Raw genomic sequence first — 24,614 nt, forward strand, 5'->3', positions numbered from 1 at the left:
TTTTTTTAAAAACCGTATTTCTTGTGAAAGCTGATGAGTAAGCCTACCACCGAATTATAACTTTCTATACCTTCATCTTGATTGTTCGCTTTCAGGAAGGTATTGAAAATGGATTTGAAAACGGGCTCTAACGGGTTTTCATATTTGGACCAGAATCGTGAAAGTTCCCTAAAGTTTTCGCGGACTCCTGGATTCAATAGTTTTATCATTTCCTTGAACTTTTTTTCGTCTTTTCTAGCTAAATCGGAAAGACAATAACTCAAGGCATGGGAGTAGGCAGCATATTTAAAATAAGGGTCCTCATTCACTGAAGCTACCCAAAAACCTATGAAATTGGTGGCATCTTCTGCGGAATAACCCAATTGATGGCCCACTTCGTGCCCGCTCACTGTGGGCAGCCTGAACTTTGGGGTAATTCCGTTTACTTGTGCTTCGTTGGTGAAAGGATTCAAGTAGCCCCCATATCCCATATACGTTAGGGGTATACTGAATAATGAAGACTTTTGACTTGAAAAGGAATATTCAAAATCTGGATGTTCCTTTTTTAGTTGTTCATAACCAAGTTCCGTTCCCTGAAAGATTTCCTTTTTGGAATAAGGGACATGTACCGGAGAAAGGCTATCTCCCGTAATATTTGTTTGATAAGCATTTGATCGTTGGGTAAGATAATGGATGAAAGAAACCAACTCCTCCTTTGAATACTCTCGTTCCAATCCCAATTTCCAAGTTATAGGTTGCCGATGGTAATTAAGGCCCCAGAGAAAATGAAACAAGAAGTAAACCACAGAGAGCAAAACTCCGATGTCCTTAAGTAAATAAAGGGGTTTGGATTTTATTGACTTCCAGTTTTTATAAAAGTATCGAACAACAAAAACAAACAAAGCAAAATATAGAATGTCACCTATTGAAAAAGGGATCCAACCAAACAAAAGGCGCAACGCTTTGGAAATAAACGGATAAATGCCATTGCTATAGTAGTTCTCGATAAAATCGGGGTTATATGAAGCCCATTTCACAAGCGCTATTTGTATCGGGAAGAACCACAATAAAACTGTTTTTGTTCTCTTTCTCATGAAAAAAGTAAGACTCCTTGTAAAGTTTTTCAATTCCTAAACTAGCCTTTAAATCTGGGATGAACAATTAATTTAGATTTCTTTAAGTCTGACCATTCGAAAATAAAAAAGCCACCAAATTAAGGTGGCTTTTATATGTTCTGAGTAATGACTATTCTTGGATTCCCGTAATCTCTAAATCAAAGATTAAATCTGCATTTGGAGGAATGGGTCCACCTCCCTGTGCACCATAGCCTAGATGTGGAGGAATAAATAGACGTATTTTATCCCCAACCTTCATGGTCTGTAATCCTTCCTTGAAGCCAGGTATCAACCTAGCTTCAGGGCTGTATTGCATTGGTACTGGAAAATAGCCCCCTTGCTCTTTTCTTCGGCTATCGAACTTATTGAATTTGATGGCAATCTCCTCTTCATTACTATCAAAAAGAGTTCCGTCGGCAAGCCACCCTGCATAATTGACCAAGACGTTTTGTCCTACTTTGGGTTGTTCCCCATTTCCTTCGGTTAGTTTTTGAATCTTAAGTCCACTTGAAGTTTCTTCTGCGCTTTGTTTTTGCTGTTCAAATCCCGCTACCAAGTCCTCTATCATTTTTTTAAAGGCGGCTTCGGCTTGCTTCTCCTCCTCGAAGTAATCTGCCATAATTTGAAGTGCATCAAACTTTTTAGCTTCTTTTCCCTGACGAACAATTTCCACTTTGTTCATAATTACATCCACATTGGGTCTATCCCTTCCTGCGGTTCCCGTTTCCACACTTGCAATCGAATCTACTACATCCATTCCTAAAACCACTTCGCCAAATACGGTGTGTCTTCCATCCAACCATGGTGTTTCTTTATGGGTAATGAAGAACTGGCTTCCGTTAGTTTTTGGTCCAGAGTTGGCCATGGATAAAATCCCTTTTTTGGAGTGGGACAATGAATCGTGAAATTCGTCTTTGAACTTATAACCCGGATTTCCACTACCTGTTCCGGTAGGGTCGCCACCCTGAATCATGAAGTCTTTGATAATGCGGTGAAAAATGAGACCGTCGTAGTATGGCTTATCCTTATAGTCTTCACTTACAAATGGACTGTTTCCTTCCGCTAGCGATACAAAATTTGCAACGGTGACCGGAGTTTTTTGGTGTTCCAGTTTTACAACGATGTCGCCTTGGTTAGTTTGTATGTCGGCAAAAACACCATCACCCAACTCAGCATATTTACTCGATTTGCAACCCAAAAAGGTCAATACCAGTAGGCTGATGATAAAAAGGGATTTTTTCATTTGATTTGTTATTTAAGATTTAAACTATCCTGATTGATTATTATTGTATGGAGCTCGATAGTTGATTTTATGGGTGTTCTGGGTCCAATGGCTTCACCATCACCCAAATATCCATAGGCTTGTAAGGAGGGAAACACAAATGTGGCCCTTTCGCTGACTTTCAAAAGTTTTACTGCATTCTGAAGCCCTGGGAACAATTGCTCCTTGTCTATTGTATATGACGTAGGACCAATGTCTTGCATACTGTAAACCGTATCATTTTCCAATGTTCTGATGTTGTAAGAGAACAAGATTTGGTCATCCGTTTTTGGGGTGTATTGGGCAGTATCATTTTTTACATCATAATAATACCAGAAACCATTGGGGCTGGTAGCATATTCGTGCAGCGTGTCTTTGCTGATAATTTCTTGGATGATTTTTTCTTCCTTGGCCAACAACAACTTGTTACGTTCCACTGATTCCTTGAAGAAACTTCCCGATTTGACTTTAATGGGACGACGAGGTTCTGGACCTCCACAAGCAACCATCGCTAAGGCTAACATCAAAATGGATAATGCTCTCATGATTTCAACTGATTTTCGTACGCTGCCAAAACGGTTTTGAATTTAGCAACAGTTTCTTCAAGTGATATGTTACTTCTTCCCCCCGCAGCATTGGTATGTCCTCCGCCATTAAAATGATTTCTTGCGAATTCGTTGACCGAAAAATCACCCACAGAACGGAAGGATATTTTTATAATGCCTTCTTCTCGATTTTCTATGAAAATCACTGCAAGCACTATACCTTCCAAAGTAAGACCGTAGTTGACAAAACCTTCTGTGTCCCCCTTCTTGAAGTTATTTGCATCCAACTCCTCTTGACTTAGCGTAATAAAAGCGGTACGATAATCCTTCAGAATCACCATATTCTTTAAGGCAACTCCGAGTAAATGAAGGCGTGACGGGGAATTTGTATCAAAAACCTGACTGTGAATTCTCATGTTCTCCGCTCCTTTGTCAATCAAATCGGCAACAATTCTATGCGTTTTGCTGGAGGTCGAACTATACTTGAACGAACCCGTATCAGTCATGATTCCCGTATAAAGGTTGGTGGCTATGGACTTGTTGATTCTATCACCTCCATCCACATACAGGATGAAATTATAAACCATCTCACAGGTAGAACTCATGGAAACATCCGAATAGGTGACTTTAGCATAATCACTTGGTTGTTGATGATGGTCTATCATGATGAAATCTGCATTACTCTTCTGTAATATACTTTCCAAAGCCCCGGTCCTTGAAAAATCATTGAAATCCAAAGTGAATATCAAAGAAGCTTCTTTGAAAACTTCTTCACATTTGCTTTGCGACTTTTCATAATTTAAAATAGAACCATTTTCTGGCATCCATTTTAAAAATTTGGGATAGTCATTAGGTGAGATAACACTACATTTTTGACCCATTTCCTTGAGGAAAATATACAAAGCCAAACAAGAACCTATAGCATCTCCATCTGGGTTTTTGTGAGGTACAATAACGATGTTTTGGGGTGTGGAAAGAAGCGACTTTACGGTCGAGATATCTTCTAAATTCATGCGGCCAAATATACAATAATATAATATAGAGGTAACTTGCGAAAGGCTATTTTTGTTGACCGTCAAATATTCCTTGAAATGAAAAACTTTGTATCCTGTTTTTTTCTGATTTGGCTTTTTATAGGCTGTAAATCAGCTCAAAAGCTGTCTTCTGAAAAAAATACAGATATCAAAAAAGAAGAGGTATCACCCTTTGTAGTGGCCTTTGGTTCCTGTAACAAGCAAAACGTTGAAAATCCTTTTTGGGATGATATTTTAAAAGAGAATCCGGACGTTTGGATTTGGGGAGGGGACAATATTTATGCCGATACTGAAAACATGGAAGAAATGAAATCCATGTACAATCAACAATTGAGCAATCCAGGTTATAAAGCCTTGTTGAACGCAGTTCCGGTTATTGGAACTTGGGATGACCATGACTATGGAAAAAACGATGCAGGGATAGAGTATGTCATGAAGGAACCTAGTCAACAATTGTTTCTGGATTTTATGGGAGTGCCAGAAGAGGATATTCGTAGGGAACGAAAAGGAGTTTACGCTTCGCATATGTTTACCCATCCAAAAGGGACGGTTAAAGTAATTGTTTTGGATACACGTTATTTCCGGAGCAATTTAGAAAAAGATAGGGCTGCGGGAAGACGATACAAAATCAACACCTCACCAGAATCAACAGTTCTGGGGAGAGACCAATGGGAATGGTTGGAAAAGGAACTTCAGAATTCAACTGCTGATTTTAATTTAATAGTGACCAGTATTCAATTTCTTTCCAAGGAGCACGGTTTTGAAACTTGGGGCAATTTTCCGTCAGAAGTAGAGAAATTGAAAAAGCTTATTTCAGACTCTGGAGCCAGAAGAGTTATGGTGCTTTCAGGCGATCGTCATATTTCTGAGTTTTCAAAAACTAACTTACCTGGTCTGACCTATCCCCTAATTGATTTTACCAGTAGTGGTCTTACCCATTCATATTCCAGCTTTACTTCTGAACCCAATAAATATAGAGTAGGAGAGGTGGTTTCTGTACCAAGCTATGGCATCATACACTTGAATATGGACAAAAAGACGGCCGTCATGAAAATTATGGGCGAAAACGGAAAGGTTTACCAGGAATTGAAACAAGCCTATTAGCCTTGTACCTTGAACGAAAAAGCGTATGTTTGCGCAAAATTTTGAAAAAATGACTGGAAATAGAACGTTTACCATGATTAAACCAGATGCCGTTGAAAACGGATATATTGGTGCAATTTTGGAAAAAATAACAGGTGCTGGCTTTAAGATTGTGGCAATGAAATATACACAATTGAGCAAGAGAGATGCTGAGGAGTTCTACGCTATTCATAAAGAAAGACCATTTTTTGGCGAATTGGTGGAATTCATGACTCGCGGTCCTATTGTAGCGGCAATCTTGGAAAAAGACAACGCTGTTGAAGATTTCCGAGCGCTCATTGGAGCTACTAACCCCGAAGAAGCCGCAGAAGGAACTATTCGCAAGTTGTATGCATCCAATATTGCTGAAAATGCTGTGCATGGTTCAGATAGTGATGACAATGCTGCAATTGAAGGTGCTTTTCACTTTTCTGGAAGAGAAGTATTCTAAACAAAACCTATACTAAAAAAGCCGCTCGATAGAGCGGCTTTTTTTGTTTATCGAAGTACTAATTTTCGAATTAACTCTTGCCCTAAAGCCTCATTGAGCATAGAGATAATCTTGGTTTTTCCCAAACTCAACTCTTCCCTAAGAACTGATGAGGATAAGGAAACGTACAAGGTATCTCCTTTTAATTCAACAGCATTGGTATAGCTATTGACCCCATTTCCCATAAGTTCTTCCCAAGCTCTTCGGGCATCAACCTTATCCATCCCTTTTTGAAGTTTACTTTCCTTGATAAACTCCTGCAGCGCCTCATTCAAAGGAAGATATGAATTTTGTCTTTTGGCCATTTAAAACTGGATTGAAATAGGTTCAAATCTAATATAAAAATAACGTATGCCTTCCTCATTTTGAGTGGAGAAGGATAGGGAATCCAATGTTGTCAATTTCTCTTGTCGCTCACTTAAACCATTATTGTAGTGGAAGGAATAGCCCTCGTTTTTAGCGATTAAATCAAAAGATTCTTCATCTTCAGTGATAATAAAAGTACCATCCAACTTGGGCTGTACTTTTTTTCGCATTCCTTTCTCGCCATCTATTTGAATGTAATCCACCACAGTATTGGCTTTGTATTCTTTGATTTGACCGTTTGGGAATTCCACTTTCTGAATTTCCCAATACCCATTTAAATGATGCAAATCCTCTTTATTGACCTTTTGGTCAGCACAGGAAATCAACAAAACTAGGGATGCCAAGAATACCAATCGCTTCATACTACAAAGTAAAGATTTTATAGCTCTGTTGGATGTTGCTTACCACTTTTTCGGTTCTATCGGCATGTGTGTCGCTAATAAACAACTGTCCAAAGCTTTCGTTATTGACCAAAGCCACAATTTGCCCCACCCGATTTTCATCCAGTTTGTCAAAAATGTCATCCAAAAGCAGAATAGGGGTGGTGCCAGCTTGCTCTTTAATAAAATGGAACTGTGCTAATTTCAAGGCAATCAAAAATGATTTTTGTTGTCCTTGACTTCCAAACTTCTTGATTGGATGTCCTTCAATGGTAAAGCTCAAGTCATCTTTGTGAATCCCAGCACTGGTGTACTGAAGTGCTCTATCTTTTTCCACAGAATTTTCCAATAGTGTTTTTAGTGGGGCGCTGGTTAATTGACTTTCATAGATCAAATCAACTTTTTCAGAACCTTTTTCGGAAATATGAGCATACTGTTCGTGAAAAATAGGAAGGAAGGTTTGAATGAAAGTTTCTCTTTTGCTGAAGATATCGGTACCTAAGGTATGAAGTTGCTCATTGTAAATGGCCAGGGTATCTCCATCAAAAGTATTGTTGGCCACAAAGTATTTCAAAAGAGAGTTCCTTTGCGATAATACCTTATTGTACTTGATAAGGTTCTGCAGATAGACTTTATCGGATTGGGAAATAACCCCATCCATGAACTTTCGCCGGGTTTCGCTGCCTTCAATAATCAAATCACGGTCCGCCGGAGATATAATCACCAAGGGTAAAAAGCCAATATGCTCTGAAAACTTTTCATATGCCTTGCCGTTACGTTTGATGACCTTTTTCAATCCTTTCTTATAACCACAAGTAATCTTTTCGTTCCTGCCCTCTTTCTCAAATTCACCTTCGAGCATAAAAAAATCAGCATTGTATTTAATGTTTTGGGTAGATACGGGATTGAAGTAACTTTTTCCAAAGGAAAGATGATAAATGGCGTCCAAGATGTTTGTCTTGCCCACTCCATTGTTTCCCACCAAACAATTAATGACCGGGTCAAATTCCAAATTAATGGAATCAAAGTTTTTGTAATTAACTAAGGACAAGCGTTTTAAAAACATATTGTAAGAAGTCTTCCGATAACAATCAACAAGGTGTCGACGATTTAAAGATTCCAAAAATAACGAATAAATAGCCTTTCGATTTTGGATAAAAACTTTATTTTTGCGCGATTAATAAAACAAAGAATGGCTACATATAAGAAGCGGGGCTTTAAACCGAAGAATAAAGTAGAGGAAGTTAGGATAGATGAAGACAGTACTACGGCAGAAGTCTTTAGTACGCTGGATGAAAGTGCCTCGAAGACGGAGGCTTGGGTCCGAAAAAACCAAAGCTATATTTTAGGTGCCATTGGTATAGTTGCTGTGGGCGTATTGGCATTTTTAGGGTATAATGAATTCATTCAAAAGCCAAAAGAAGCTTCGGCAGCTAACGAATTGTTTTATCCACAACAGTATTTTGACCAAGCTTTGACCAACGAAACGGAAAGAGATTCTCTTTTTGGTTTGGCATTGAACGGGGCGCAGGGTAAGTATGGCTTTCTTGACATTATGGAGGAATATAAAGGTACCAAGGCCGCAAATCTGGCCAAGTATTCTGCAGGTATGGCCTATTTGAACCTTCAACAATATCAGGATGCAATATCCTACTTGGAAGATTTCTCTTCGGATGATGCCATTTTGGGAGCTATGGCCAAGGGAGGTATTGGTGATGCTTTTGCACAACTGAACCAAAAAGAAGATGCCTTGGAGTATTATGAAAAGGCGTTCAATCATGATGCTAATGATTATACTACACCACGTTTTCTATACAAAGCCGGGGTTGTGGCCTTAAATTTAGGGCAAAAGGATAAAGCCCTTGGTTACTTTGAGCGCATCAAAAATGACTTTTCCTCAGCACAAGAGGCAAACAATATTGATGTGGTTATTGGATTATCCAAGAATTAAGAACTAATGGCAACGGAGAACAAAAATTTATCCGCCTACAATAAAGATGAAATCCCGAATGCATCAGACTTGCGATTCGGGATTGTTGTTTCTGAATGGAACGATACCATAACCAAAGGCCTATACACGGGTGCTGTTGATGCCCTATTAGATTGCGGGGCCAAATCAGAGAATATACTTCGATGGAATGTGCCTGGGAGTTATGAATTGACATTTGGTGCAAAAAAAATGCTTCAAACCCAAAATGTCGATGCCGTAATCGCTATTGGAAGTGTGATTCGCGGTGAGACCAGTCACTTTGATTTTGTCTGTAGCGCCGCGGCTCAAGGAATTAAGGATTTAAATGTTGCTTTTGATGTGCCAACTATTTTCTGCGTACTAACCGATAACAACCTACAGCAGGCCATTGACCGTAGTGGGGGAAAGCATGGGAACAAAGGTACAGAAGCGGCAATAGCCGCCATCAAGATGGCGGTATTGGGTAAATGAAGCTCAAGCTCGAGTTAAAGCGTACCTCAAATCCAGAACACATAGTTTTTTTTTGATATTACACTTGAACTTAAATAGTTGCACTTGAGCTTCTCCAAACTGTTAACATTTTTTGGGAGGACCTGTTTAAGCTATATTTCGATTTTAAGTACCTTTATATCTGGAATGAAAAGGACGTAAATGCGCAATCCGCTAAAGCTTAGAAAAAACAAAACCTATAACTATACTCCAAGATATTACAAAGGAGAGGGGAGTCCTTTTAAGATAGAACACAAACTTGATAAATTTAGAAGTACTGCTCACACGCAAAAGGGTATCAAAAACAAAGTTTCCTGGGCGTTTGATGATTTGAAGAATGAAGGGGACAGGAACTTGAGACTTCGTTTTGTAGTCATCCTAGTTATATTAATTCTTTTGTTTCTCTTCATAATAGACTTCGATTTATCCATATTCTTTAATCCTTAAATGGCCGACATCATCAAACTTTTACCAGACCATGTTGCCAACCAAATAGCAGCGGGTGAAGTTGTCCAACGTCCTGCTTCGGTGGTTAAGGAACTGTTGGAAAATGCAATTGATGCCGGTTCCACTTTGGTCAAGCTTATCGTGAAAGATGGCGGTAAAACCTTGATTCAAGTGGTGGATAATGGAGTAGGAATGAGCGAAACCGATGCCCGACTTTCTTTTGAACGTCATGCTACCTCGAAAATATCGGATGCACAAGACCTTTTTAACCTCAAAACCAAAGGATTCCGTGGGGAAGCTTTGGCATCGATTGCTGCAATTGCCCATGTGGATATGCAGACTCGAAAGGACAATATGGAGTTGGGGACGCATATTAAGATTGAGGGGAGTGCAGTGGTTTCACAGGAAGTGGTCGCTACGCCTGTTGGAACTTCCATTTCAGTAAAGAATCTTTTTTTCAATATTCCTGCTAGACGTAATTTTTTGAAATCAAATCAAGTGGAATTACGCCATATTATGGATGAGTTTCACCGAGTGGCCCTGGTGCATCCCAATGTGGCATTTCATTTGTACAACAACGGTTCGGAAATGTTCAACCTTCCCGCTGCATCCTCAAGAAAGCGTATTTCACATATTTTTGGAAACAAAATGGATGAACGTCTTGTTCCGGTCCAGGAAGAGACCGAGGTGGTCAATATTTCTGGCTTTATCTGTAAACCCGAATTCGCTAAAAAGAGTAGGGGTGAACAGTTCTTTTTTGCCAATAACCGTTTTATAAAAAGTCCGTACCTACATCATGCCATTGTTGCCGCTTTTGAAGGATTGATAAAGCCAGAAACCTACCCTGGCTATTTTTTGTATTTGGAAGTTGACCCCAAAACCATCGATATTAATATCCATCCCACAAAAACTGAGGTAAAGTTTGACGACGAGCATACGCTCTATGCCATTCTGCGTTCCTCGGTAAAACACAGTTTAGGACAATTCAGTGTGGCCCCTGTTTTGGATTTTGAACGGGATTCCAACCTGGATACGCCTTACGATTTTGAAAGGAAGGAGGCCATTTTGCCGAGGGTGACGGTTGACGCATCATTCAATCCTTTTGATACTACTGTTGCGAAAAGAAAGGAGGGTATTTCTTATCAAAAACAAAGTGCCAAAGGCTGGGAAAGTATGTATGAAGGTTTGGAAGGATTAAATCCGGAGCAGGACTTTTCAAGTTTCGAGATTGAATCGGAGACCGAAATCCAGTCGTCTTTATATGCTGAGGAAGGAATATCACAAGAAACGGGCATTACTTTTCAGCTACAACGGAAATATGTTGTGAGCACGGTAAAATCCGGACTTTTGGTGATTCACCGGAATAGAGCCCACGAACGGGTACTTTTTGAAAAGTTTTTGAGTGAAATAACAGTGGAAAAGGGTTTGGGGCAGCAACTTTTGTTTCCGTTGGAAGTCAATTTTACGCCCCAAGAACGTGCTATTGTCAGTGAAATTCAAGATAGTTTAATCAATGTCGGATTCCAATTTGAGAATTTGGAGGAAGAAACTGTAAAAGTGACAGCCGTACCCGCTTTGATATCTGAAAGTAAGATTGGCACGGTATTGGACCATTTAATTGCTGACTATAAAGAGGGATTTAGGGATAAATCACTATCGCAAGCCGAGCTCCTAGCCCACGGTTTAGCTAAAAATTTGGCCATAAAATCGGGTGAAGCATTGGACAATGAGTCCCAAATGGCTTTGGTACATGATTTGTTTGCTTGCAAGGAACCTACTTTGAGTCCGAACCTAAAAAAAACCTATACAATCATCTCCGAAGGGGATTTAGATAAAAAATTGCTATAAATGGGTAGATTGACCGAAGCTGTTAAGCACCTACTGATTGTAAATGTCATTTTGTTTTTTGCCACCCAACTGTACGGTGATTTGTTGTATCAGTGGTTGTCCCTTTGGTTTCCGAAGAACACCAATTTTGCTTGGTGGCAGGTGATCAGCCACATGTTCATGCACGGTAATCTGATGCATATCTTGTTCAATATGTATGCTTTGTGGGCTTTTGGCACACCTTTGGAACGGGTTTGGGGCAGAAACAAATTTCTGTTCTTTTACTTTTCGGCAGGATTGGGCTCAGCCCTTCTTCATTCCAGTGTAAATTATTATTTGTTTAATGAGGGGCTTCAGGCCTTGGTAAATGCGGGAATGACCGAAAATCAGGTTTTGGATATTATATCCAAAGGTCAGTATAGTCCTGATTGGTACGACATTGCTTCACGAAGCACCATTGATAATTTTTTGACTGCCTACAATACCCCGGCAGTGGGAGCATCAGGAGCTATATACGGAATACTGGTTGCCTTTGCGTTTATGTATTCCGAAGCTAAATTGATGTTAATCTTTTTGCCTGTACCCATAAAAGCAAAGTATTTTGTTCCCTTATTACTAGCTGGGGATTTGATTTTTGGTATTGGAAACATAAATACTGGCGTGGCACACTTTGCCCATATTGGTGGTGCTTTGATTGGATTTATCATGATGTGGTACTGGAAGAAGAATCAGTTTAACCAAAATCGTTGGGATTAATATGGCAAATGGGGGATTGCAATACAACTTTGCTCGACTGAACATAGCTGAAAAGCTGATAGCTGTCAATGTACTCGTCTTTATTTTGGACGGTTTGGCCTTAGCTCTTTTGGGAGGGTCAGTATCGGATTGGTTCCATTTGCCCAAGGCTTTAGGTGAGTTTTTAGGCCAACCTTGGTCTTTGGTTACCTACTCTTTTTTTCATGCCGGGTTGGGACATATTTTCTGGAATATGCTCATGCTCTATTTTACGGGACGTATTTTCCTGAATCTATTCGATAATCAAAGATTTATCGCTGTATACTTTTTGGGGGTTATTGTTGGCGGACTTGTTTTTCTATCAAGTTATAACATCTTCCCAACCTTATTGAACACGAATACCGCATTGATAGGCGCATCAGCGGGAGTTACAGCAGTTCTGATATTTATTTGTGCATATATTCCCAATCAAGAAGTTCGGATTATTTTCTTCAATGTAAAACTGTGGTATGTAGGGGCTTTCTTTGTTTTGATAGACCTAATACAAATACCTTACGGCGGAAATGTTGGAGGAAGGCTAGCTCATCTAGGTGGTGCACTTTTAGGTTATGTTTATGCAAGACAGCTATTGAACGGAAAGGATATTGGATCGGGTTTTACCAAAATGCTCAGTGGTTTGGGTAATATGTTCAAGAAAAGGGAAAGAAAAGGTCCCCTTAAAACAGTATATAAAAAGGGTAACCCTAAAAAGGGAAATTTTGACTATGATAAGGAAGCCCGACAACGCAAAGTAGATGCCATTTTGGATAAAATAAGCAAATCGGGTTATGAAAGTCTATCCAAAGCCGAAAAAGATTTTTTGTTTAAAGCAGGTAAAGAAGACTAGCCATTAACGACCTCTTTTGGTATGACCAAGTTTTTGTTCGTTGTCAACATTCTTTTTTCAGGACTCTTACTAATCCTGTCACTGTCTTATTATTTTAATTTAGAGAGCTTTTCCCTTTTTTCAGTCTTTAGCTTATTTGTCCCCATCTTGTTTTTGATTAATCTTTTGTTTTTGGTTTTTTGGATGTTCAGAAAATCGAGAAAACTAATCTTACCCTTAGGAACTCTCTTTGTTGGGTATCTTTTTTTTGGTTCTTTTTATGCCATGTTCAATGAAAAAGGAGAAGTATCTCCAGATGATTTGAACATAATGACTTTTAATGCATGGAGATTCAATAAAAACGGATGGATAAAAGACTCTAATATTGGAGATAAAATTATCGATTTTATAAAAGAGGAAGATCCAGACATAATTTGCATTCAGGAACATAGTAGGATGAGGTATAAACAGTTGCGACAATTTAATTACCGAAGTGAGACTCCTCCATACCATGTTCCCAGAACAACACAAGCTATTTTTTCAAAATATCCCATAGTCTCAGAAGGGTCTCTTGACTTGCCTAGGTCAAAAAATAATATCATTTATGCTGATATTTTGATTGAGGAGGATACCATTCGCATATATAATATTCATTTGGAATCCTTCAAGATTGTCCCGTCCCGGGAATCATTTTCTGAAGAGGAATCTGAAAAGAACTATAAGCGATTAGTCAAAACTTTTGATAAGCAGATGGAACAGGCTAAGATTTTTGATGTGCACCGTGAGTCATGTCCTTATTCTTATGTCGTATGTGGGGATATGAACAATACTCAGTTTTCTAATGTGTACAAACAGCTGCGGGGTGATTTGCAGGACACTTTTTTTGAACAGGGGTCAGGCTTTGGAAAAACCTATAGTCTCTTCGGATTGCCCCTGCGCATTGATTATATATTTCCCGATTCTTCATTTGAAGTCATCGAGCATAAAAACTACAAGAATAGACTATCCGATCATTTTCCTGTCAAGGCCACTTTAAGAAGGAAACCCAATCCATAAACAGTCTGCGGTATCTGCAATTATGTGGATTAGAAGAGCAAGACCCAGAATTCGGGTTTTTGGAAAAAAGGGTAATATGGCATAAACTAGAATTGCCCAACTACTATGCAAAGGATGGAATCCTATACTGCACCTATTGGCATCAAAGATTGGCGTAGCCAACAAATGGTCCAGGTCTATGAAAATTCCAGATAGCAAAATTAGAGTGATTTTAAGCTTATCCTCTTTAAACAAACCGTACCCAATGAGTATTGGAATCAAAAAGTGAATTCCATAATGTATTATGAACCGCAACATTATAAAAACTTCAAGGATTGATTCATTAAGTAATCCACGGTGTTTGGTCCTTCGTTAAAGAGCAGGTCCAAAATGCTTAAGTTGTTAATGAAGCCATGCCTATCTCCAAACACCTGCTCGTATTCTTGATATTGAATCTCGATGTCTTTTTTCGCCTCCACCAAAAACCTACCATCTGCCATATGCTCCAGTTGAGCATTGTACTTCAATGTAGTTCCAAATTCTTTTTGGATTCCTAAACAGTCTAAAATGGTCTCAACGGTCTTTACATTGAAATTGAAAAGATGTTCCTCCGTGTTTTCATACAGAGGTTTTATGTCATCTTCGTAGAACTCAAAGTATGGAGAGGTTCGATAAGCGGTTTCCAAGGTTCTCCAATGCTGTTTTTGCCACGGAGTGCTTTTATCCAAAACAACGTCCGAGTACAACTGTCTCCCTTCATTAACGCCTACATGCTTTATGGGTATATTCATCATATGTCTGCCTTGGTCCGTACAGATATAGCATCGATTCCGATAGGTCTGCTTCTGAAAATTATCAAATACTTCCCAAATAATCTCTTTTTGGGCGATTACCGCAAACGTGGCAATACTGGGAAAATATGTGGGATGCAGTACTACGCTCAAGTATTCTTTTTCTTTTTTCTTTTCCTGAAAAAGTCGAAAACAAACCAGCCAACAACCAGGGCCAAGAAATACCACCTGTAAGAAACTGGTTCTCCACTACCGCCAACAGTAGTAAAAATACGTTCTCCTCTAGGCCGCCAGTTGAAAATTCCCTCATTAAAGTTGTCAAAACTCATCCATAAGAAAACGGGTTTCCCAACAATGTGATCCGCCGGTACATAGCCCCAGGCTCTACTGTCTTCAGAATGGTCACGGTTGTCCCCCATCATCCAATAATAATCCTGCTTGAACGTATAGGAATCTGCGACCTCTCCGTTAATGTACACTGTGTTTCCATCTACTTTGACGTCGTTGAACTCATAATCCCTAATAATCTTTTTGTAGAGCGGAATGGTCTTAAAATCAATTTTGACTGTAGCTCCACGTTCTGGGAGGTAAATAGGGCCAAAGTTGTCACTGTTCCATGGGTAAAAATTTGGTTTTTGGGGGAATGCCCCACCATATACTCCTCTTTCTTCATTAGTTCTTACAACAGAATCAATTGCAGGGTTTGAGCGCAACTGGGCCACCATTTCATCCGTCATATTTGCGACACGTGAAAGTGGTTTCTCTTCGGTCAATGCCAAACGTAGCTGTCTAATAACCTCTGTGGGAATTCCTTTTTCCAATGTATATATTTCGTTTTTCCCTGAGCTTGAACTATTGTTAAAACCTATGATATATGGTAGTAAAGCATTGTATTGCTCTCGACTAATAGCATCAGTGAAATACTTCCTTGTATAGTCTGAAGCGTCCACTTCGGCTAAATATCTACTTGAGACTCCTTTTTTGGAATATATGGTGTAGTCGTACATTACCTTGGCCCGGTCTGAGAGTTGCAATTTTTCTCCATTGATATGTACGAATCCATCAATAACCTGTAAAGAGTCCCCAGGAGTGCCCACGCAGCGTTTTACGTAGTTGGATTTCTTGTCAATCGGTTTTTTTACTGCTTTTTCCGCTTTGAAGAATTGATATAAAGTATCTGATGGTAAACTAAAAACTACAATATCATTCTTTTTGATTTCCTGAAATCCAGGGAGTCGTAAGTAGGGTAATTGTAATTTGTTTATCCATGATTTTTTGTATGTCTCAGGATTCACATCAGCCAAATACGAGCGCTTTTTTATTCCTGGTATGGTATCATGGACCATGGGTGCAGCCAAAGTGGTCATAGGGACACGGGCTCCATAATGAAACTTGCTTACAAACAGAAAATCTCCAATACGTAAGGTTCGTTCAAGTGATCCTGTTGGAATTACATAAGGCTGGATAAAGTAGGTATGTACAAAAGTAGCTGCAACAATGGCAAAAACTATGGAACTAACCCACTCTCCAAGTCCGGTCCTTGGTTTTAAGCTGCGGTCTTCGATGTAAGAAACATCTTCAACATAGTTTACATAATAAATATAAAAGCCCAGGGTAAGGATAACCAACCATGTATCCCATAATTTGTTCTTACCAAAACTTCGGATGGTCTCTACCCAGACAACGGGAAACATCAATAAATTAATGATTGGAATGAACAATAAGAGTATCCACCACCAAGGCCTGTTGATGATTTTCATCAAAACGACCCCATTATAAATAGGTATTGCCGCTTCCCATGCTTTTCTCCCGGCCTTTACATAGAGTTTCCAAGTTCCTAAGAAATGAATGACTTGGATTATCAAAATAAAAATCAACCAATGTGTACCGTTCATAAACTGTTTTGTTTCTTAGACCTATTTTAGTGCTAAATGTTACGGATTTAACTCAAATTAAGCACATCTTTCATGGTATACACCCCTTTTTTTCCAATTAGCCATTCAGCGGCCAAAACTGCGCCAAGCGCAAATCCTTTTCTATTGTGGGCTGTGTGCTTTATTTCAATACTGTCAACCTCGCTACTATAATCGATTATATGTGTCCCCGGAACGCTACCTTCCCTTTTTGAATGTATGGACACGATGTCTTCTCCATTTTCATCAAGTTTCCAACTCTTGTAAGGTGTATTCGCCATAATCCCTTCCGCAAGCGTTATTGCGGTTCCACTTGGAGCATCCACCTTTTGGGTGTGATGTATTTCTTCCATGGACACGTTGTACTGCTCCAGTTGGGCCATCATCCTGGCCAATTGCGCGTTTAACTCAAAGAAAATATTTACACCCAAACTAAAGTTTGATGCATAGATAAAACCTGTATTATTTTGATTGCATATGGATACGGCCTTATCAAAATTTTCCAACCAGCCCGTGGTCCCAGAGATAACAGGTATTCCATGTTGAAAACAAGAGGTAATATTTTGAAACGCAGAATCTGGAGTGCTGAAGTCAATGGCTATATCGAAGGAAGAGAAGTCAATTTCTTTATTCTCCACATCAATTCTCGCCGAAATTTCATGACCTCGTTCAACGGCAAGATTTTCAATCATCTTACCCATTTTACCATAACCAAACAGACCTATTTTCATGATTCAAAATTTAAAAACCAATGCCATACCATAATTGGGATCATTGGTAATGGGATTCAATTCTAAATAGGGTTGAAAATCAAAACTTAGTTGCGTACTGACATTGTACTGGGCCAGATGCGCAGTAACGTTGGCTTCAATTATATTCAGAGAATACCAAACAAGTGTCAATACCAACCATAGATCGCGGGTACGTTGTATATTCTCTTGAACGTTTTGAAGTGATTCTAGAGATTGATCAGGCCCTTCACCATCACCATTCACATCAAAGAACTCATCATCCGTAAATCCGGCCTGTCTTCTTTTGAAAGCGTCCCGTGCTCTCTGAAATTCATCGTTGTTAAAGGTGTACAAGCCTACCCCGGTTGCAAGACCGCCATAAATTGCTGGTATTTTCCACCAAGCTCCTCTTTTATTGTAAAGCTGCCCCAAACCGGGCAATACAGCAGAATAGAAAGCTGCTTTGCTTGGAGCTAAAGGATTGGTTTTTTCTTTCACATAGGTTACTTCCTGAATGACTACCCCTTGACCTTCCAGTTGTTGTGCCAATGTGTCCACGGCCGTTGGTGGTAGCTCTCCTTCGCCTTCTTCTTGGGCAAATAGATTGATGAATGGTAAAATGAAAAAGAATACTAAGAAAAAAGGCTTATTCACCTGTCAACAATTTTCTTAAACGTTGAAATTCTTCTTTGGAATGGAAGGGAATAACTATTTTTCCCTTACCATTTGCCGAAGTACTAACATCCACTTTAGCGGAAAGATGTTCCTTAAGGCTGTCAATACCCTTTGAGATGTACCCTGGTGTTTCTTTGGATACTTGAACTTTCTTGTTCAGCAATGAAGGGTCTTTCTTGGATTCTTGATATGCTTTGACCAACTGTTCTGTTTCCCTCACGGAGAGACTGTTGGAAACCACATTTTCGTATAAATCTATTTGGTCCTTTTTCTTTTCTATATTGATTAGAGCCCGACCATGTCCCATGCTGATAAACCCATCACGCATTCCAGTTTGGATGATGGGATGAAGTTTTAATAATCTGAGATAGTTGGTGATGGTAGAGCGTTTCTTCCCCACGCGGTCGCTCAACTTTTCTTGGGTAACTTCAATTTCGTCAATCAGCCGTTGATAGGAAAGTGCAATTTCTATGGGGTCCAAATCCTGACGTTGGATGTTTTCGACCAAAGCCATTTCCAAAGATTCCTGGTCGTTTGCAATTCTTATATAAGCTGGAATGGTCCCAAGTCCTACCATTTTGGATGCGCGGAATCGTCTTTCCCCCGAAACTAGCTGGTACTTATTGAAGTCGAGTTTTCTTACCGTAATAGGTTGGATAATGCCTAATTCCCTGATGGAACTGGCCAATTCCTCCAGTGCTTCATCATTAAAGTTGGAACGAGGTTGAAATGGATTTACTTCTATCGCTCCAAGATCCAATTCCACCACATTACCAATAACCTTGTCCGCATTTTTGTCTGAAACCGATTGAATGTCATTTTCAGGATCTTTTAAAAGAGCGGACAGGCCTCTACCCAAAGCCTGCTTTTTGGTTGCTTTCGCCATCTAAACTTTCTCCTTGTTTTTCTTTAAAATTTCGTTGGCCAAGTTGAGATAATTTGTGGCACCCTTACTGCTGGCATCATATTTAATAATGCTTTCTCCATAACTGGGTGCTTCACTCAGCCTAACGTTTCTTTGTATAATGGTATCAAAGACCATATCTGCAAAGTGCTTTTTGACTTCTTCAACAACTTGGTTCGACAATCGTAACCTTGAATCGTACATGGTCAACAGCATGCCTTCAATATCCAAATCGTTATTGTGTATTTTCTGGACGCTTTTTACTGTATTCAATAGTTTACCAAGACCTTCGAGTGCAAAATATTCACATTGTATTGGAATCATCACCGAGTCGGCCGCAGTAAGTGCGTTTAGGGTCAATAGCCCCAAGGAGGGAGCGCAGTCTATTAGAATATAGTCATATCTATCCCCTAAACCCCTAAGGGCCTCTTTTAACATGTATTCTCGATTGTCCTTGTCTACCAATTCAATCTCAATAGCGACTAAATCAATATGCGCAGGAATCAAATCTACATTAGGGGAATCCGTTTCCAAAATCACATCATCAACCCCCAAAGTATGTTCCAAAAGCTGGTAAGTCCCTTTTTCCACACTATCCACATCTATACCTAAACCAGATGTTGCATTGGCCTGAGGGTCAGCATCAATTAGCAATACTTTTTTTTCAAGTACTCCAAGGGATGCGGCCAAGTTAACCGTGGTAGTGGTTTTTCCCACACCACCTTTCTGATTGGCAATAGCAATGATTTTGCCCATTTCAAAGTAAGTTAGGGGCTAAAAATACGATTATTTGCGATGCCAAAAAATGTATTTTGTTAACAGAAAGTGGATAACCTTAACATTAGAGGTTAAAGAAAGTTAAAGTTTTAATTATAAGATGGTTAAGTGGTGTTAATCCATCAAAATATTTAAGATTTCAATGGCGGCTTCGCTAATTTTTGTACCGGGTCCAAAAACCGCTACCGCCCCACTTTCAAACAAACTATTGTAATCTTGTTTAGGAATAACCCCGCCAACAATCACAGCAATGTCCTCACGACCATAATTTGCCAATTCTTTGATAACTGCCGGTACCAAAGTTTTGTGCCCTCCAGCCAAGGAAGAAACCCCTAAGATATGTACATCGTTTTCCACAGCCTGCTTGGCTACCTCAGATGGTGTTTGAAAAAGAGGTCCAATATCGACGTCAAATCCCAAATCAGCATAGCCCGTGGCAACTACTTTTGCACCTCTGTCATGTCCATCCTGACCCATTTTGGCAATCATGATACGTGGTCTTCTCCCTTCATTTGAGGCAAATTCGTCAGCCATTTTTTTGGCTTTTTCGAAACTTTCATTGTTTTTGATTTCTTTGGAATACACGCCTGTGAACGATTGTATTTTCGCACGGTATCTTCCAAATGCCGATTCCATGGCGTCGCTAATCTCGCCAAGGGTAGCCCTGTTCCGTGCAGCTTCAACTGCTAAAGCTAATAAATTTTCACGCTCTGAATTTTGGTTCATAGCTTTTTTGGAAGCCTCGGTGATTTTTTCAAGGGCTTCTTTAACCAATGAATTCTCCCTAGTTGATTTGATGTGATTAAGACGTTCTATTTGCTGCTTTCTCACCATGGCGTTGTCCACCTCCAATATTTGAAGATCATCTTCATCTTCAAGCTGATACTTGTTAACACCAAGAATAGTGTCTTGCCCGCTGTCAATTCTAGCTTGCTTTTTTGCGGCAGCCTCTTCAATACGTTTTTTGGGAATACCAGCTTCAATCGCTTTGGTCATTCCTCCTAATTTCTCAACTTCTTGTATCAGCTCCCAAGCTTCATCTGCGATTTCCTTTGTCAATTTTTCAACCAAATGGCTTCCAGCCCAAGGATCAACCGTTTTGGTGATATTGGTTTCTTGTTGTAAGTAAATCTGTGTGTTACGGGCTATACGTGCAGAAAAATCCGTTGGAAGCGCAATGGCTTCATCCAAAGCATTGGTGTGCAAACTTTGGGTACCTCCGAAAACTGCGGCCATCGCCTCTATGGTTGTTCGGGCCACATTGTTGAACGGATCTTGCTCTGTTAAACTCCAACCACTGGTTTGGCTGTGTGTTCGAAGCATCAATGATTTTTCATTTTTGGGATTGAACTCTTTGACCAATTTTGCCCAAAGCATTCGACCTGCCCTCATTTTGGCAATTTCAGTGAAGTGGTTCATGCCAATTCCCCAGAAAAAAGAAAGTCTAGGAGCAAAGTCATCAATCTGAAGACCAGCCTTTATTCCTGTTTTGATATATTCGATTCCATCGGCCAAAGTGTAGGCCAATTCCATTGCTGCAGGGGCGCCTGCTTCGTGCATATGGTAACCAGAAATACTAATACTGTTGAATTTGGGCATATGCTTACTCGTAAACTCAAAAATATCAGCCACAATTTGCATTGAAGGCATTGGGGGGTAGATATAGGTATTTCTTACCATAAACTCTTTCAGAATATCGTTCTGAATGGTCCCGGCCAGTTTTTCCATAGATACTCCTTGTTCCTCGGCAGCCACAATATAGAATGCCATCACGGGTAGAACGGCTCCGTTCATGGTCATGGATACCGACATCTTATCCAATGGGATACCGTCGAACAGAATTTTCATATCCTCCACAGAATCAATCGCCACACCTGCTTTACCCACATCGCCAACTACACGCTCATTATCACTGTCATAACCACGGTGGGTAGGAAGGTCAAAAGCTACGGAAAGACCCTTTTGGCCTGCTTCCAAGTTTCTGCGATAAAACGCGTTACTTTCTTCCGCTGTAGAAAAACCAGCATATTGCCGAATAGTCCATGGTCGTCTAACATACATGGTAGAGTAGGGACCACGCAGAAAAGGAGGTATGCCAGCGGCAAAATTCTGATGATATTGCAGCTTTTTTGTTTGGGATTGTCCCGTTGTAAGACTTAGTTCTTGAAGATTTTTTCTACTCATTGTCCAATCTTTTTTGTTCCAATTCCTCCGCCAAGCGTTTTTCAATAATGGGTATAATCTGAGTTTTTTCAGCCCTCTTTTTCATGAAAGGATAGAGTTCCAAATCCTGATTCATTCTATCATCGGGATTTTGAAACTTGTTGGTCCCAACCAAGGTTGTTTGGTTTTCATCAAAAAGCACTTGCTCCTTAGCAGCACTTTCCTTTAATTTTTGCTGAATTTTCCCTTTGGTCAGTGCCTCTAAAAATCCGCCCGATGCTTCAATTTGTTTGAATAGATCCAATGCTTTTTCCGCCAACTGATGTGTTAACGATTCAATATAATATGCACCTTCTGCGGCATGTGAAACTTCCTTGAAATAGCTTTCTTCTTTCAACAAGACCAATTGGTTTTTGGCAATCCGCTCAGCAAACTCATTGTCTTTGTGATAAAGTGCATCATAAGATAGATTGCAAATGGTGTCTGCTCCCCCAAGAATGGCCGACATACTCTCGGAGGTAGTCCTAAGCATATTTACGTTAAAATCATACAGCGTTTTGTTTCTTTTTGACGGAATCGCCATTATATGGCAGTCCCCGTCCATACCATACTCGGAACTAAGCGTGTTCCAAAGCCATCTTAAAGCCTTTATTTTGGCTATTTCAAAGAAATAGTTCCCCCCAACAGCCACTTTGAAAGTCGGAGCAAATGCGATGGATTGAAAGTTGGTTAGGTATTCATGGGCATGGGCAAGGCCATAAGCCAGCTGTTGCGTCATGTTCGCACCAGCATTTTGGTACAATGAAACATCAATGCCAATTGGAAGGATAGTTTTGGAAAATGAAGTAAGTTCAACGAGCTTCTCAATGGCCAGAAAATCCTCTTTCATTGAATGATACCAATTACCTGTCCTGGCTAAATTTCCAATGGGGTCAAGATGCAGATAAATCTGAGCGGTACTGTTCTTAAGATGGGAAAGCAGTTTTTCGATAACTCCCAAATCTAAGTGTTGGAAGTGGAAATGAAGGGGAATATTTTCAATATCAATATCTTGAAGCAAATCAATCAAATTGATTTTTTCATTTGGAATCGTGAAAACCAAGCTTTCCACTCCTTTCCCAACGACTTCCTTAGCTTTGATGTTGGCTTTGCCAGCATCGCCCGCATAAATGGATTGAGCGATATACCATTCCTTGGTTTTTGATGATGGACCGGAGGAGGTAACCAAATCTTCAGCATGATAGAAAGGCTTTACTTTTATATCTTCTGGTGAATCCCATACCAAGGTTTCATTATAGTCGGCTCCTTTAAGGTCATACTGTATTTTTTGTTTCCATTGTTTGGAGGAAACTTCTGGAAACTCATTAAATAAATGCGATTCACTCATTTTTTTTGGTCTTTAGGCTGTCTTCGTACTCTATTAAAAAAATCTCCTCGTTCTCCTTTTTCATATAGTACTTTTCGCGGGCAAATTTTTCCAACTCGCTGGAGTCGGATAGTTTTTCAAGAACTTCTTTATCCTTGGCAATCTCATCTTTTAAAAACTCCTTCTGTTTTTCCAATTTTTTGATTTCTTTTCTCAATTCCAAATGAATCAACATGGAATTGGTATCAAAAAAAGCCATCCAAATCACAAAAATGGTAAGCACCAGAATATACATATTGGTCATTAGCTTAAACCACTTTTTTTGTTTCAGTTCCTTCAGGTCCATTTACTGCAACTTGTCATTAATTATGGTTCTCACCATATCCACCGCAACCGTATTGTAATGGTTATTGGGTATTATAAGATCAGCAAACTCTTTTGAGGGCTCAATGAACTGTTCATGCATGGGTTTTACCGCGTTCTGATATCGATATAATACTTTTTCCAAATCATGTCCGCGCTCCTTTATGTCCCGTTGTAATCTTCGTATCAAACGTTCATCCGAATCGGCATGGACATAGATTTTCATATCAAACATTTCACGTAGCTTGGGATTGCTCAATACCAAAATCCCCTCTACGATAATAACTTTTCTAGGGTGAACTGTTATGGTCTCATCTAAACGGGTTTCCTCAACAAAAGAATAAATAGGCTTTTCAATGGATTGCCCTTTCCTGAGCAATTCCAGATGGGAAATCAATAAATCAAAATCAATGGAATTGGGATGGTCAAAATTAACTTGCCCTCGTTCTTCTTTACTCAGATGGGCAAGGTCATTGTAATATGAATCTTGTGAGATAACCCCAACCTCATTTTCTGGGAGTTCCTGCACAATTTGTTTGACGACCGTGGTTTTCCCACAGCCTGTACCTCCCGCAATTCCTATGATAAGCATTGATAAAAATTTAATACCAAAAGTAAGCATTTGATACATTTTTCATCCATCCAAATGACTTTGCATAGTTAGGATTTGTTTTTCTAAAAATTCATGACGCCTATCATGAAATGAGAAAGTTTCTAGACCTAGTTTTGTGCTGTATTATCGCTTTAACCGTATCTTTAACTAAATAACAAAAGGCCAATTACTCCATGGAAGAATCCTATTCCATCATGGTTAACGAAGACCATGAATTTCAACTTACCAAAGACCAGATTTACCCGTTGGATATTCTAAAAACCCGAGATAATGGCTTCCATGTCTTGAAAGATGGAAAGTCATTCCATATAGAGGTTGTAGAAGGCAATTTCAATGACCTTGAGTATATTATTAAGGTGAACGGGACGGACTATCGCACCTCAGTAAAAACCCCTTTACTGCACTTAATAGACAAGATGGGATTTGCTGTTAACGGGGCCAAAAACGTCGCTTCCATTGAAGCGCCTATGCCAGGACTTATTTTGGACATTTCTGTAAAAGAAGGGCAAGAGGTAAACGAAAATGACCCCCTATTGATTCTTGAGGCCATGAAAATGGAAAACAGTATTACATCCCCTAGAAATGGTGTTATTAAAAGCATTTCTGTAACAAAAGGAGATGCTGTGGATAAAAAACAGGTTTTGCTAACATTTGAATAG

Annotated in this window: 28 protein-coding genes; 10 read left to right on the top strand and 18 right to left on the bottom strand. The window is 39.6% G+C overall.

Annotated features, from left to right (window positions below; genetic code table 11):
* Positions 1-5: 5 nt before the first annotated feature.
* From CLV81_RS12755 to CLV81_RS12770, 4 genes are all read right to left on the bottom strand, one after another.
* Positions 6-1,073, bottom strand: coding sequence for a DUF3810 domain-containing protein (locus tag CLV81_RS12755; RefSeq protein ID WP_106145496.1), 1,068 nt, complete (start codon positions 1,071-1,073; stop codon positions 6-8).
* A gap of 151 nt (positions 1,074-1,224) precedes the next feature.
* Complete coding sequence (locus tag CLV81_RS12760; RefSeq protein WP_106145497.1) at positions 1,225-2,337, bottom strand: peptidylprolyl isomerase; 1,113 nt, start codon at positions 2,335-2,337, stop codon at positions 1,225-1,227.
* Between the two features lie 8 nt (positions 2,338-2,345).
* Positions 2,346-2,900, bottom strand: coding sequence for a gliding motility-associated peptidyl-prolyl isomerase GldI (gene gldI, locus CLV81_RS12765; protein ID WP_106145498.1), 555 nt, complete (start codon positions 2,898-2,900; stop codon positions 2,346-2,348).
* On the bottom strand, positions 2,897-3,913 hold the full coding sequence (locus tag CLV81_RS12770) for a DHH family phosphoesterase (protein ID WP_106145499.1): 1,017 nt from the start codon (positions 3,911-3,913) through the stop codon (positions 2,897-2,899). Before CLV81_RS12770 ends, gldI begins: the two co-directional genes overlap by 4 nt.
* Before the next feature lie 78 nt (positions 3,914-3,991).
* Between CLV81_RS12770 and CLV81_RS12775 the strand changes: the two genes are divergently transcribed.
* Both CLV81_RS12775 and CLV81_RS12780 read left to right on the top strand, forming a co-directional pair.
* Entirely contained in the window at positions 3,992-5,038 is a 1,047-nt protein-coding gene (locus CLV81_RS12775) for an alkaline phosphatase D family protein (protein ID WP_106145500.1), read from the top strand.
* A 49-nt stretch (positions 5,039-5,087) separates the two neighbouring features.
* Positions 5,088-5,507 (top strand): nucleoside-diphosphate kinase, encoded by a 420-nt coding sequence (locus CLV81_RS12780; RefSeq protein WP_106147530.1) that lies wholly within the window; start codon positions 5,088-5,090, stop codon positions 5,505-5,507.
* Between the two features lie 47 nt (positions 5,508-5,554).
* Here the strand turns inward: CLV81_RS12780 and CLV81_RS12785 are convergent, their stop codons facing one another.
* From CLV81_RS12785 to recF, 3 genes are read right to left on the bottom strand one after another with little or no spacing between them, the layout of a single operon-like run.
* Positions 5,555-5,851 carry a DciA family protein gene (locus CLV81_RS12785; RefSeq protein ID WP_106145501.1) on the bottom strand — a complete coding sequence of 99 codons (297 nt, stop codon included), beginning with the start codon at positions 5,849-5,851 and terminating at the stop codon, positions 5,555-5,557.
* On the bottom strand, positions 5,852-6,274 hold the full coding sequence (locus tag CLV81_RS12790; protein ID WP_106145502.1) for a lipocalin family protein: 423 nt from the start codon (positions 6,272-6,274) through the stop codon (positions 5,852-5,854). It abuts the gene before it with no gap.
* A gap of 1 nt (position 6,275) precedes the next feature.
* Entirely contained in the window at positions 6,276-7,358 is a 1,083-nt protein-coding gene (recF, locus tag CLV81_RS12795) for a DNA replication/repair protein RecF (RefSeq protein ID WP_106145503.1), read from the bottom strand.
* A 126-nt stretch (positions 7,359-7,484) separates the two neighbouring features.
* Here recF and CLV81_RS12800 point away from each other — a divergent pair, with 126 nt between their 5' ends.
* The 7 genes from CLV81_RS12800 (at position 7,485) to CLV81_RS12830 (ending at position 13,680) form a co-directional block, all read left to right on the top strand.
* Positions 7,485-8,243: a tetratricopeptide repeat protein gene (locus CLV81_RS12800; RefSeq protein WP_106145504.1), complete on the top strand. Its 759-nt coding sequence runs from the start codon at positions 7,485-7,487 to the stop codon at positions 8,241-8,243.
* A gap of 6 nt (positions 8,244-8,249) precedes the next feature.
* Positions 8,250-8,732 (top strand): 6,7-dimethyl-8-ribityllumazine synthase, encoded by a 483-nt coding sequence (gene ribH, locus CLV81_RS12805; RefSeq protein ID WP_106145505.1) that lies wholly within the window; start codon positions 8,250-8,252, stop codon positions 8,730-8,732.
* A gap of 180 nt (positions 8,733-8,912) precedes the next feature.
* Positions 8,913-9,197: a riboflavin synthase subunit beta gene (locus CLV81_RS12810; protein WP_106145506.1), complete on the top strand. Its 285-nt coding sequence runs from the start codon at positions 8,913-8,915 to the stop codon at positions 9,195-9,197.
* Positions 9,198-11,045 carry a DNA mismatch repair endonuclease MutL gene (gene mutL / locus CLV81_RS12815; protein ID WP_106145507.1) on the top strand — a complete coding sequence of 616 codons (1,848 nt, stop codon included), beginning with the start codon at positions 9,198-9,200 and terminating at the stop codon, positions 11,043-11,045. It abuts the gene before it with no gap.
* Positions 11,046-11,780 (top strand): rhomboid family intramembrane serine protease, encoded by a 735-nt coding sequence (locus CLV81_RS12820; protein ID WP_106145508.1) that lies wholly within the window; start codon positions 11,046-11,048, stop codon positions 11,778-11,780. It begins immediately after the preceding gene.
* A 1-nt stretch (position 11,781) separates the two neighbouring features.
* On the top strand, positions 11,782-12,645 hold the full coding sequence (locus CLV81_RS12825) for a rhomboid family intramembrane serine protease (RefSeq protein WP_106145509.1): 864 nt from the start codon (positions 11,782-11,784) through the stop codon (positions 12,643-12,645).
* Between the two features lie 21 nt (positions 12,646-12,666).
* Entirely contained in the window at positions 12,667-13,680 is a 1,014-nt protein-coding gene (locus tag CLV81_RS12830) for an endonuclease/exonuclease/phosphatase family protein (RefSeq protein ID WP_106145510.1), read from the top strand.
* On the opposite strand, the gene CLV81_RS12835 is transcribed toward CLV81_RS12830, so the two are convergent.
* The 11 genes from CLV81_RS12835 to udk all read right to left on the bottom strand — a co-directional run bounded on the left by CLV81_RS12835 (position 13,657) and on the right by udk (position 23,934).
* On the bottom strand, positions 13,657-13,977 hold the full coding sequence (locus CLV81_RS12835; protein ID WP_106145511.1) for a DUF6122 family protein: 321 nt from the start codon (positions 13,975-13,977) through the stop codon (positions 13,657-13,659). The genes CLV81_RS12830 and CLV81_RS12835 overlap by 24 nt on opposite strands.
* A complete protein-coding gene (locus CLV81_RS12840; protein WP_106145512.1) occupies positions 13,977-14,603 on the bottom strand; it encodes a WbqC family protein in 627 nt (208 codons plus the stop codon). Before CLV81_RS12840 ends, CLV81_RS12835 begins: the two co-directional genes overlap by 1 nt.
* Positions 14,600-16,345: a signal peptidase I gene (gene lepB, locus CLV81_RS12845; protein ID WP_106145513.1), complete on the bottom strand. Its 1,746-nt coding sequence runs from the start codon at positions 16,343-16,345 to the stop codon at positions 14,600-14,602. Before lepB ends, CLV81_RS12840 begins: the two co-directional genes overlap by 4 nt.
* Positions 16,346-16,392: 47 nt before the next feature.
* Positions 16,393-17,094, bottom strand: coding sequence for a 4-hydroxy-tetrahydrodipicolinate reductase (dapB, locus tag CLV81_RS12850; protein WP_106145514.1), 702 nt, complete (start codon positions 17,092-17,094; stop codon positions 16,393-16,395).
* Between the two features lie 3 nt (positions 17,095-17,097).
* Positions 17,098-17,748, bottom strand: coding sequence for a DUF5683 domain-containing protein (locus tag CLV81_RS12855; RefSeq protein WP_106145515.1), 651 nt, complete (start codon positions 17,746-17,748; stop codon positions 17,098-17,100).
* Entirely contained in the window at positions 17,741-18,655 is a 915-nt protein-coding gene (locus tag CLV81_RS12860) for a ParB/RepB/Spo0J family partition protein (protein WP_106145516.1), read from the bottom strand. Before CLV81_RS12860 ends, CLV81_RS12855 begins: the two co-directional genes overlap by 8 nt.
* A complete protein-coding gene (locus CLV81_RS12865) occupies positions 18,656-19,429 on the bottom strand; it encodes a ParA family protein (protein WP_106145517.1) in 774 nt (257 codons plus the stop codon). It abuts the gene before it with no gap.
* A 135-nt stretch (positions 19,430-19,564) separates the two neighbouring features.
* The gene (scpA, locus tag CLV81_RS12870; RefSeq protein WP_106145518.1) at positions 19,565-21,634 is read right to left on the bottom strand and encodes a methylmalonyl-CoA mutase; all 2,070 of its coding nucleotides are present in this window, start codon (positions 21,632-21,634) and stop codon (positions 19,565-19,567) included.
* Positions 21,627-23,000: a methylmalonyl-CoA mutase subunit beta gene (locus CLV81_RS12875; RefSeq protein ID WP_106145519.1), complete on the bottom strand. Its 1,374-nt coding sequence runs from the start codon at positions 22,998-23,000 to the stop codon at positions 21,627-21,629. The genes scpA and CLV81_RS12875 overlap by 8 nt, the downstream gene beginning before the upstream one ends.
* Positions 22,993-23,325, bottom strand: coding sequence for an FtsB family cell division protein (locus tag CLV81_RS12880; protein WP_106145520.1), 333 nt, complete (start codon positions 23,323-23,325; stop codon positions 22,993-22,995). Before CLV81_RS12880 ends, CLV81_RS12875 begins: the two co-directional genes overlap by 8 nt.
* Positions 23,326-23,934, bottom strand: a complete 609-nt coding sequence (gene udk, locus CLV81_RS12885; protein ID WP_106147532.1) for a uridine kinase — start codon at positions 23,932-23,934, stop codon at positions 23,326-23,328.
* Between the two features lie 194 nt (positions 23,935-24,128).
* On the opposite strand from udk, the gene CLV81_RS12890 reads away from it, so the two are divergent.
* On the top strand, positions 24,129-24,614 hold the full coding sequence (locus CLV81_RS12890) for an acyl-CoA carboxylase biotin carboxyl carrier protein subunit (protein WP_106145521.1): 486 nt from the start codon (positions 24,129-24,131) through the stop codon (positions 24,612-24,614).

This window comes from Flagellimonas meridianipacifica, assembly GCF_003001695.1.
GTDB lineage: Bacteria > Bacteroidota > Bacteroidia > Flavobacteriales > Flavobacteriaceae > Flagellimonas > Flagellimonas meridianipacifica.